Here is an 11,194-nt window from a genome sequence, read left to right on the forward strand (position 1 = left end):
CTGTCAGATCAAATTTTTTATAAACTCCTGAAATAATCAACTACTTTTTGTTTCGATGAAATTATGGCCAACCTTGTAGTTGCGCGTGTACAGGCAACATAGAGGTCTTCACCAGTAAATGCAATGTGTTCATCTGGTATGCCAGCATCAACAACTATAACTGATGTTGCCTCGATACCTTTGAATGATTTGATGGTGGAAAAGAATACAATATCCTTTTTCCCCATATCTTTAATGTCCGTACTTAGGCTAAGTCCGTGCCCTGACTTCTGGTCTTTCATTGCTGAATTTTCAATCTTGAATGGACTGAGTATTACCACTGTCTCTTCTCCACTCCATTGCTTTGCTATCTCCCAAGCACGTCTGGCTTGATTAACTGTCAATTCGACCGATGGTGCGACACCAACAGGCATACCGGGCATAGATTCAACTTTTGTATTAAGGTAACGGTTCGAGGCGTCGTTGATTCTTACTGTATTTCGGCAATTGTGGTACAGATGGAATATAACTTCGGCACCTATAGGGACTGTACTATTCATGCCATACAAATCCTGCCTCCAGTCAGCAAAGAATGCCCATGTTCCTTCAGCCAAAAGGAGCTCGAGAAGTGCAATAACCTGTTCCTCCGAGAAGTCCTGACCTTCGTCTACGATAATAGCTTCGAACTTATTGAGTTCATGAGCCTTATTCATTACTAAACTCGGAAGAACCTCTCTATGAAAACTTTCTTGACCTACCAAATAGCGCGATTCCGGGCAAAAATCTAAGAAAAACCTATCGATATTCCAGATGAAATCCGCATAGTCTGGATTGCGTAAGCGTAAGTTGTCAGCGAGTGTGCGATTGTAGCAAACATAAATTGCCCTTTGACCATGTTCGATTAGCGCCTGTAATCGCCATATAGCCAAGACCGTCTTCCCGGAGCCAGCTGGGCCGATAACTGCGACATTGGGCAGCTGAAAAATCCCTTTCAGGCTCGCAAATTGCTGCCGAGTCAGTTGTTCTATCTTGCAAAGATCGTTAGCCACATCTTCGCCTGTGTCCACCTTTTGAACGTGGAATTTCCTGTCTTTGAGTTGGTCAATGACAGATTCAACGATTTGTGGGGTAAATTGCTCAGCACGCCCGACTCCACCGCGCTTATTGAGCGAGTTTCGAAGCCGAGACACCAATTGATTCATGTGCCGACGTGTACCTATAGTTGATTCATCAAACATACTTGGGAGACTGCTGGCCTCTCCTTGGGGATATACAACCAAATAGGAGAATCGTCCAGGGAACTCCTTCCACCTGTTTCTTTCCAACAGAACACCGATTAGATCGTGCATGTTCCGCATAGCTTGTTCAGGTGGAGGCTCCTTGAGCGAGACCCAGCTCTCGTCGTCCTGTTTTCGCATCCACTTTCCATCTTCGCCCACCATGAACTCCTTAGACCCCTTCACCTCAATGACAACGAGGCCAGATGCGGGCGCAAGAACGACAAAATCGGCTTCTCCATCACGAACATAACCGTTTTTCTCAAGAGTCCACATAACACTCGGCATAACGATCCAATCGTCTGGCAGCTGATTCTTGAGTGCTTTTAGAACTTCGTTTTCCCAACGGTCCGCAGGTAAGTATCCAATGATCTTTGGCATCAATCGTTATCCGATTTATTGGCTGGCTGTGCAACAAACTGTAATTTTTCAGCATCATTATTCGAAATAAAACCGTTATTGGTACGTAGCCTTGGTTTAGTCATACCGCGCTTGATTGAAACGGTGACAATTAGGAGCTCCCCTCCCTGAGTGGCGACAAGCCATTCCTCTCCATCATTGAGTTTGCTAATCTTGTGTTGGCTTGCTTTTTGCCAGTCTCGGTCGGCGAAAGAAAAGGAGGTGTGATCTGTCAGGCTGGCCAGATCCGATATAGTCACAATGCTCTTTGCGTTTGCTAGTTGTTGGATTGGCGCTCCCAGGATGGAATTATGGTCAACGTCTTCGGTGACGAACAATTGATCGTTTTGGCGAACCCAATTCATGCGACGAGAAAGGTTGAAGGAGTCTATACGGCGGATCTGGGTAAGGCCCTGCTTGGCTGCGAAACGATGCGCGTCCCCTATCGCGTTTCGTTCGCTAGCACAGCCATCCCACAGTGGATGGACGACCACGTTGAGCGTTCCATTATGAGTCCAACCATGCACGTTGCCATCGTGGATAATGGAATCATTGGGAAAATTATTCTTTTTATACACATCTACAAGAGCTGCCGCTCGATCCAACCACGTGCCTTCACGACCGATAGGGAGGGTCATTCCCATGGAAATAGTATCGAGACCAGGCTTGAAGTTCTTGTCTAACATAGACGCTAGCAATTCTATGCCAAGCTCCCAGTCCAGAAGGCCATGCACTTGACGATTGCGGAACCCTCTGAGTAAAAGGTCTGGGCTGCGCCACTCATTGCCTACAGTAGCTGAGAGCTTAATTTCTTCCCGGATAATTCTTCCCATATGTGGGGTATCACCTTCGCCAAATAAGCAACCTCTCAGAAGAGATTCCCATTGAGCGAATGCGGAATCTACGATTCCCGCGCCATTCGGGTGGGCATCAGCGAGATACAGCTCACCACCACCCAGGCCGATCACCGAGTGGACAGATGCGATCTCGATATCCAACGAATCGATATCTAGTTCCAAAGCAATGGCGCGCTGCAAGATAGTTGCAGCTGAATACCAAGCTGCACGACGCCTTGTAAGTGCCTCCTCTTCCATATTTTCGAAGTATTTCAAGCCATTACTATCAAGCATACGTATTGCGAGAATATCGGTAGTCTTCGCTGAAGTCAGCGCGACCTTGAAATCCGGCATATTGTCATCCGACAGCCAAATGGATTCCCCTTTCGCGTGAGTCTTATTACCTTCCCTGATCTCACGGACCTCTCTGAAACCAAAACTTTCGCCCCGATTGGTATTCGTGCGAAACACGGTTGCCTGTCGCCCCAACTGGATCTGCGAGTTGTAGGCTTGTTTGTAGTTCTCATCACGGAGTCTAGAACTGGAGATGTCCGTCGAACCAGATCGCCCCCGGCTTTCGCCAGTACCAAGCGCTGGGCTAGTTGTGTCCATATCGGTGGCAAAGGCTTGCGGAGACACGACCATGTAAGGCTTCGCATTGTTAGACTTACAATTAGGGCAAGTGACCCCTTTAGGTGGATTCAGAAGCCAATCAGGGCTCCACAAATTACCACTCGTATGCGTCCTCAGAGCCGTAATGGCAACTGGTTCGCTGTGCAATTGCCTGCATGCCCCACAACGGACATGTATATAGGCGGCCCCGATGGGAGACCCTGATGCATTCCATTGTCCGATGCGTGGGTCATTGAATAGTGTACCAGTGATATACTTCGGTATGAGGCGGCGCTTATCCCATGTTCGCTCAGACTGTGGAGCGAAATCCGCAATGGCTTGGTCTGCAGGCCTGTCGAGCGACTTGTAATCGCGATCTTGAGTACCTGGCGGCAAATCGAAGTAAAGCTCTCGAACGCTGGTTGGCATGCCAAACATTGGAAGGATGCCAGCCTCAGCGAGGCGATGGGCAAGTGTGGGCGCCACGAACTCAGTACTCCCAACAGCTTTTTTTATTAATGTTGGAAGTGTAAGAACATAATCTAACAGTGCTTCTGCGGACACACCGGCGCCGGTGGTAATTGCACGTACCACTTGTTTTATGACACCATTATTCTGGCTAATCCACTTATGTACTGACTCGATGTTTTTGTCAGCATCGCCAAGTGTTCCCATCTCTCCATGCGTATCTGGTTCTCGGCTGGTGGCAGTCCATGAAATACCAGCATCCAGAAATGCTCGTCTCAATACCTCTTTCGCGAGCAGCCGCTCAGCCAGTATGCGCTGGTCATCGCCCATAGCAAGATGTGGCTGAGGGGGGATACCCCCAGTCATTTCACTTGGATGTTCGAAATGGATGCGGTCGTGGGTTTGGCCACGACAGAAGGTGAAAGCAACGGAGAACGCTTGCCCCTTTCGCCCCGCACGGCCCACACGCTGCTGGTAGTTAAAGCGCTCAGGGGGCATGTTAGCCTGCATCACTGCTTGCAGAGAGCCAATGTCCACGCCCACTTCCATAGTGGTTGTGACAGAAAGAAAGTCGATTGAATCCACATTTTTCAGAACCTTGCGTGTGCCAATGTCCTCAATGGTTTCATCATCGAAGAAAATATCACGAAAATGCCGCTGGCGCTGGGCTTGATCATGAGTTTGGCCGGTCAACTCCTCGGAGTGGATACGGAAGACGGACAGCTTGTCATTGGCTTCACGAGCATAATAGTGTTCGTCTTCAATTTGTTTGGCAGACATCTTCCCGTTTGGTTGAACAGTGAGCGCGCCAAGGCAGCGAGAACATACGCCTGCAGATGCCTGCCAATGAACGCGCCCGCAGTTCGAGCATTTCCAAGGGAGGTCTTCCGGATTGTTGACTTTAGTCCACAATTTTTCTAACCGGACCACGCCCCAATGATCGCTCGCCTGTGCGTGTTCTGCCGACATAAAGGCATTCACGACAGAATCACGTAGAGCTTCTAGGTTTATGTGGTGAGTAGAGGCAACCCTCTTCAGATATCCATATACGCGCTTCTTCGCAGGTCCTTCCAGCAGATGGCCGGTAGGTTGGTTATGTTTCCAGCCATCGATGCATTTATCCCATGGATGGGGGTCAAGCCGATATTCTTCGGCGAGAATACGCAGGATGCTATTGCATGTTTGACGAACGATTTCCGCAGATATGCCAGCTACTGGCTGGAGATCCGGGAAAGGAGGGAAAGCAAGATGACCAATACCTTGCTCTTCGAGGTCATAGAGCAATCGCCCAGTCAGCGCACGCCATGCGCTTTTACGAAGTGAAAGTCCAATACTATTTATATCATCTTTCTTTGCTTCAGCGTCCAACTTTGGCGTCAGTTTGCCGTCCATTGACTGGAAGATGGAGGTCCAGTCTTTGTTACTAGCGATTAATTTTTTATCGATTGATGCGCCACCAGGGTTGACCCCTTTTTCAATAAAATTGCGCCAGAGTGGACTAAGAACCTTATTTGAATCAGGCCCTGCTAGAATGTCATCAACCCGAACATAGCCCGGCTTGTAGGTGCGGACACGCTTTACTTGTTCGAGTTGCTCGTTAGTTGCACCATCAATATCATCAGTCACGGTCCTTACCGCCTGAATAAATAGGTTGAACTGATCATAACTCCCATCTTTTTGACCAAAATCCTCCCTAACCTTATTTCGTAGTGTTGGGATCTTGGCGATCAAGCCTGATTCAATTAACACCAGCGCTTCTTTCATCGCTGAGTCTATTCCACTAAAAGCTCTAAACTTGAGTTCTTTATTAATGAATGTCCGTAACAGCAGTTTCCACTGCTCTTCCTCTACGCCAACAGATAGGTTCGCGGCAGCCTCCCGGCTATCGGAGAAAGCAACTAATTTCCGGGTCTTACCTTCAGGGAGTACACCCATAAGGTGCTTTGAAAACATGTGTGACATGCGCGCCAAACCGGTTACGAATGACCGAATTGGTGAACGACGGCCATATCGTTCTGAATAGTCAATATGGCACGATGGGCAACGCTGAGGCATAGCATAATATTCATTATAGTTTGCTTCAGCTTTATCCGTAATAAGGAAGATATAACAAGGTAGTCCGCCCCCTGCAGTCCCTAGGATCACTTGACCTGTATCGCTATTGACTGTCGCGGGGACCCACATGGATTCCAGGCTTTCTATTGGCTTACCATTGTCGTCCGTTTTAATGGTACCGTGGTTCCATTTCAGATAGTCTATGTTAGTAACAGGGTCGGAATCTGGGTTTCGTAACCAAATAACACCAACATCCTTATATTTTTGTTCATCCGTACGAGTTTCTACCGTGGCCTCGGGAAGCCCATTAATTTGAGTCTCGAGAGAGGTCAATTCGAACCTGTTTACTGTTCCTAATCCATTTTTTAGCGGTATTTTGTTGCCGCATAACAGCTGTGTACCACAGCATTCACAATAGAGAATCTCCAAAACTCTCTGCCCACTTAAAGAGAGTTTCCTGTCTGGCAGGAGTGTTCCGACTCTACGTTTAGGGTCGCTGTCTTTCAATCCAATTGTAGCCCAGAGACCTTCAACATTTTTGGCCATCCAATGAAAACGCAGACGAGGCATTGATAGCTTCTTGTCTTTTGCGTACTTAGAACCAATGGCACGGAATAGGCCCTTTGTTGCGATCTGGCGCTCACAATCAGCAAGGCTGGAGAACCAATAGTCGGATATCTCATTAAGAGGCTTGGCCCTAATCTGTCCGTTGGCATCGAATCCAGATAAGATTGTCTTGTTGTTTGTGGCTTCGTCTTGGGAAATTAGATCGACAAGGAATTTCACTTCAGGTAAGTCACTGTCGCTGCCCTCTATAACTTGAACATTTCCAGCCTCAAGACAGGATTGCGCCATGGAGTTGCCAAACTCGGGAATATCACCTTCAAGTTCATGCCGGAGCTCTCCGGATTCAATATGGAAGCGAGCTTTCGCATTCTCGGGCGTATACCCAAAAAAACCGCCAAGATATTCGTAGGTAGCATCATCACTTCCATCGAGTGACGCACTGGAAGCGAGTATGCGGAGCTGGGAGCTATCCGGGCCAATGCCCAGCCTGTCCAGTAACAGACGAATCAAGTAAGCTACTTCCGTACCCGCCGAGCTACGCTGCAGGTGAAGTTCGTCAATAATAAGTTGGAATACGTGGTTCTCACGATCATCTGCCAGCCACTCTCGCGTTGCTTCGAAGATGTCGGAGTCAGCGCGATCCTTTGCAATATTGGGATCGGAGTGCCGCATCAACATGATGGATAGCATACTAATATTGGTCACTAGAATATCTGGTGGTGTTAATTGCATTTCCCAGCGATGGAACATTTCGGCAGCATCAGGTGACATGCGGCGGATGAAGCTTGCTTCCTCCAGAGCTTTGGAAAGCTGCATTTTAGCCTCTTCGAGAGCTGCCATATCATTGGCTTCCTCGGCGTTGAAAACTATGTCGCGGCAATGCTGAATTTTTTGGCGCATCGAAACATAGTCCACAACCGCACTCTTTAACTCCTCGGCTAACTCCTTGCGTTTTCCACTATTCGGCTTCCCATCTGCTTTGAAGGGGTGACCGGAAACTGGCGTAGAACCGTTGAAGCGGCCAAACCGGATTCGATTTCCTGCAAGATGCAGATCTAAAGCAGCAAGGGCATCATCAGAATCGAGCGCGAGGCGTAAGCGAGATACCTGATCTTCTACAAGAGCATTCATGGGATATAAAACTAGCGCCCGAACAGCGGCGGTGCGAGGTTCTCCACGCAGTTTTTTTCGAGAGTCATCCCATTGTGGCAAATTATTCTTGGTCCATTCTGCTGGAATATTTGTGGGTTTCTGCCATTGACTAGTTGAATTCGTAGCCTCACGGATGATGTTGGCTAAGGCGGGAAGTAAGAAAGATTCTGTTTTACCTGAACCCGTACCGGTAACCACAACACAATGCTTCCCTTCCAACGACTTCTTCAACATTGTCTGCTGATGTAGATAAAGTGGGTGCCCACCACTGAATAATCCCGCACCGATGATTGCCTTGAAGGCTTCCCGCCCAGCATCGTTTAAGCTGGGGAGGTCGCTGTCTATCAACTGTGCAAGCGTACAGCCTGACTTGTAGGACGGGATCGGCTCAACATATGGCACTTGAAACAGAACGCCAGAGAGGTCCAGTAATTTTTTTCTGTCTTCCTCGAATGTTGGGGAATTTGTTCCAAATGCAGAAGTAATGTATCGCTTGATGCCATCCTGTAATATCTCGAAGGCGCCGATAGGATCTTTCATATTTTTCCTATTAATCTGTCAAAAGAATTCTTTTCAGATGATATCGAGCACCGCGCCTAGCTTACCGGCGAATACTCTTGCAACTTGCTCAGGAACACTTTGATATGCCAGCCACTTACCTTCTGCCATCTCTGAATAGAATCGATTTGCCGAAAGTACAGGGTGGTGGCCGTCTGAGCGGGAAAGTGAGAGCCTGTCTGCTTCTTCCCCCCCATCAATCGCATGTTTTTTGAGCGTTAAAACATTGGGGAGAGTGGCACTACACAAAATCAAAGCTCGCTCCAAAATTGCTGGTGGGCTGATGCGTGCCGGAAGCCAAAGTGTACCTCTATCACGTTCGTACGTAATAGGAATTGGATGTACACCATCCATCTCAGGAAGTGTACTCACCCACTTAGCAAACTCGTCGAGTGCTAACCAGACACCCCATCTGGAATCGCGAACGAAGGCAAATCGCTCTTGCTTTGCAAGCACATACAGGTTGTCCATACCTGTATCGAGGTCTCGAACCTTCCAGAGCTCACATGTGTGGCCAGTGGGGGTAGCAGTAAAAAGTCCCTTGGAGGCATTAAATCGCATAGCGTTTTCCTTTGCTCTACCAATGGACTCCATAGGATTGCGGGACATTTCACTATGGAACACATCCAAATCAGCTGACCAGTTTACAATCGACATGCAAGGTAGTTCCGCGAATTGGAAACCAATCTGATCACAGGCTTCTATAGCTTCTTCTTCATCAAGAATATGCAAGTGCCATGACTCAAAGTGAGATGATATATTGGCTTTTCGTTGTACAGACCACGCCTGTATTTGTTCTGAGATTTTTTTCCAATGAGCAATACGCAAGGTTCCCGCCACTGACCATATAGGCTTGCCGGAACATGTGGAAGGTAGAGTGAACAAGGTAGGCTTGACAGAATGTACTCGTGAAATGTGACCTTTATGCGTTGTGGATATCTCCAAGTATCCACATCGACGAAACTCCAAGAGCATGAAGATCGGCTCAGCTAACGTGCCAGTTTCTCGGATTAGCCGCTGTAATAACTCTCTGGCTGCGTTGTAGTTTAAACTACCAGATTGAGCCAGTGCGTCGAGAAAGTATTCACGAATTCCCAGCTTCAGAGAGTATTGAATAACCCGATAGCCTAGTTCTGAAAAAGTTAAATTAAAACCATTTAGGGTGTCGGTGTGTTGCTTCAGCTCATGTAGGAGAACCCCCGACAATCCGGTGCCAGAAGCTACCAGCCTGCCAAGTTTGTCTAGGCTAGTTGGGCCACCTGTATCTACAAGCTCCCCACTGGAGCTGGCCACCCTCAGTTTCGCCTGTCCAAGGTGGGAGCCATCCATTGCACGGACATAAAAATTGTAAGATGCGCTCTTTGAATTAACCAATCTAATCTCGAAACGCTTTAGCTGTCTAAACTGGACTTGCTTAACATTGGCAGCATGGGATGCCACAGATTTGATTTCTTTCTCTACGATGGAAACACCAACTGGACATATAATATGGGAGCCTTCAGGAGCATCCAACACAATGATGGGCAGATCATAAGGTAAGTACATGCGACTGTATCCGCGCCGAATCGACCTGCCACCGACGAAGTGGATATGATGCGGTCTTGCATGAAGCTCATCAGCCCCATCAGGAAGAAGACGCTGTTCCTCCGTGAGTGAAGAACAGTCATTTAAGCGAACAAACAGCCATCCATTTGGTAATCCTGTCATGCATATAAGCTCATGCTCCGGCGCCTCACGTTCGAGATACCACTTGAGGGATTTTACGCTGTTAGGCGGTGCCAATAAAAAGGCTGACCCAGTACCGGGAAGTACGCTTTCCCTTAGCTCAAGATTTCCCGTGACTTCTTCATATGCAGGCACCAGAATCCAAAGTTGGTGTTGCCTTAGTGATAATTGGAATTTCATTGGCTCCGTGTCGTCGCCACCAAAGGATAAGAGATCAAATTTCTGCTCCGTGATAGAGGCCTTCTCTGCAATCTCCCAGAAATCGGTCTCTTGACTGATGGATGGCTTACTATTTGCTCCTTCTGTACCGAAGAACTGTCCATTCCACCTCAGACCACTATGGGATATTTGAAATTCCCCCACGTCTTGAATGGCCGGAATGCGCCAACAGGGCGATACCTTCAAAGTCAGTTCGTCTACCACCGCCAGAGACAGCCCGATACTGTATAAGGAAATTCCAGTATTACCTGTATCACTTCCTCTTTGAGAGAGTGTTCCATCCCAATCGGAATATGCAGCTCGGATCGCAGCACAGATAGGTTGCTCGAAATCAGGAATATGGAGTGCTTGCTGAAAGCCTGCAGTGAAAATATGCGCAGTTGCTCGTGCTTCATCCAATATCAATTGCAAATCAGATTTGGTTAATTCGTGACCTGGCCTAACTTGGGCCTGCACAAACACACGAGAAAGTCCTTCGAGGTCACTTGGCTTGAGAATGCTCTGTGATCTCGGCACCCCAATCAGATTATACCCCCCCAATATCCTTACCTCAAAGAAGCCGAACCGTTGATTAGTATTTTTCGTCCATTTCTGCAAATCTGCCCAGGCCACTTGGATTTGTGCCATCTGCTGTGTGCCGAAATCTTGTTCTAGTTTTAGGTCCCTTCTGAGGGCAGCATAATATCCAACACCATTCTCCTCCGAATTGTTCCTCACTAGAGCTGCTAAATAGGGAAGATATGCAGGAGCATGCAGATCGCGATAAGTTGGGTCAAATTCACCAGGATCCCTGTATCCCTTTCTTCGGAGCCGATGTACCAGATAATGAACGCGGTCAACAATACTACTCCGTGGATCAACCCCCTCAGGGCCCCTACGAACTGCACTTAGAAATCCAACGTCACCACCAATATCTTGACCAATTTGGTCCAGAAGCTCTCGATCCACTCTAAAGAAGACTTCCTCTCCTTTGGATGCCTCAGAGAAGAAGCAACGCAACAGGCGAAGATTCCATTCGTTGAAACTATCGATGGTTGGCATGGGGGTCTGGCTGAATCGCTCAGTTGCAGATTCTAAGCATGCGCTCATATCAGATATGATTCCTCTTTCGTCCTTTCATTTGGAGGTGCGATCAAATAACATCAAAAACCACTCGTTAGCCTTTTCGTATCTGTCGGCAACTTTGGAAGTAGAGTGTTGGTTTCGCTCACGGTAGTCAGCATGCCTGACAGGGTGGATCTAGCAAGAGGGAAAGCCAGAACACGAGATAATTATCCCACTTTATCTGCATTGTTGATCAATTCCGAGACAAGATGACCTGCGCCTAATGAATCGCCCCTGGTTTTC

Annotated in this window: 3 protein-coding genes; all 3 read right to left on the bottom strand. The window is 47.8% G+C overall.

Annotated features, from left to right (window positions below; all coding sequences use genetic code 11):
* Nucleotides 1-17: 17 nt before the first annotated feature.
* Genes BN1120_RS11760 through BN1120_RS21315 form a run of 3 tightly spaced genes read right to left on the bottom strand, consistent with a single transcriptional unit; the run spans nucleotide 18 to nucleotide 10,888 of the window.
* Entirely contained in the window at nucleotides 18-1,637 is a 1,620-nt protein-coding gene (locus BN1120_RS11760; protein WP_042016235.1) for a nuclease-related domain-containing DEAD/DEAH box helicase, read from the bottom strand.
* A complete protein-coding gene (locus BN1120_RS11765) occupies nucleotides 1,637-7,885 on the bottom strand; it encodes a DEAD/DEAH box helicase (protein ID WP_080768007.1) in 6,249 nt (2,082 codons plus the stop codon). The genes BN1120_RS11760 and BN1120_RS11765 overlap by 1 nt, the downstream gene beginning before the upstream one ends.
* A 33-nt stretch (nucleotides 7,886-7,918) precedes the next feature.
* The gene (locus BN1120_RS21315; protein WP_145983729.1) at nucleotides 7,919-10,888 is read right to left on the bottom strand and encodes a hypothetical protein; all 2,970 of its coding nucleotides are present in this window, start codon (nucleotides 10,886-10,888) and stop codon (nucleotides 7,919-7,921) included.
* Between the last annotated feature and the right edge of the window lie 306 nt (nucleotides 10,889-11,194).

The organism is Aeromonas caviae (assembly GCF_000819785.1).
GTDB lineage: Bacteria > Pseudomonadota > Gammaproteobacteria > Enterobacterales > Aeromonadaceae > Aeromonas > Aeromonas caviae.

Coding starts and splice junctions, on each gene's coding strand:
- BN1120_RS11760 (WP_042016235.1), bottom strand. CDS start 1,637: ATGCCAAAGATCATTGGATACTTACCTGCGGACCGTTGGGAAAACGAA.
- BN1120_RS11765 (WP_080768007.1), bottom strand. CDS start 7,885: ATGAAAGATCCTATCGGCGCCTTCGAGATATTACAGGATGGCATCAAG.
- BN1120_RS21315 (WP_145983729.1), bottom strand. CDS start 10,888: ATGCCAACCATCGATAGTTTCAACGAATGGAATCTTCGCCTGTTGCGT.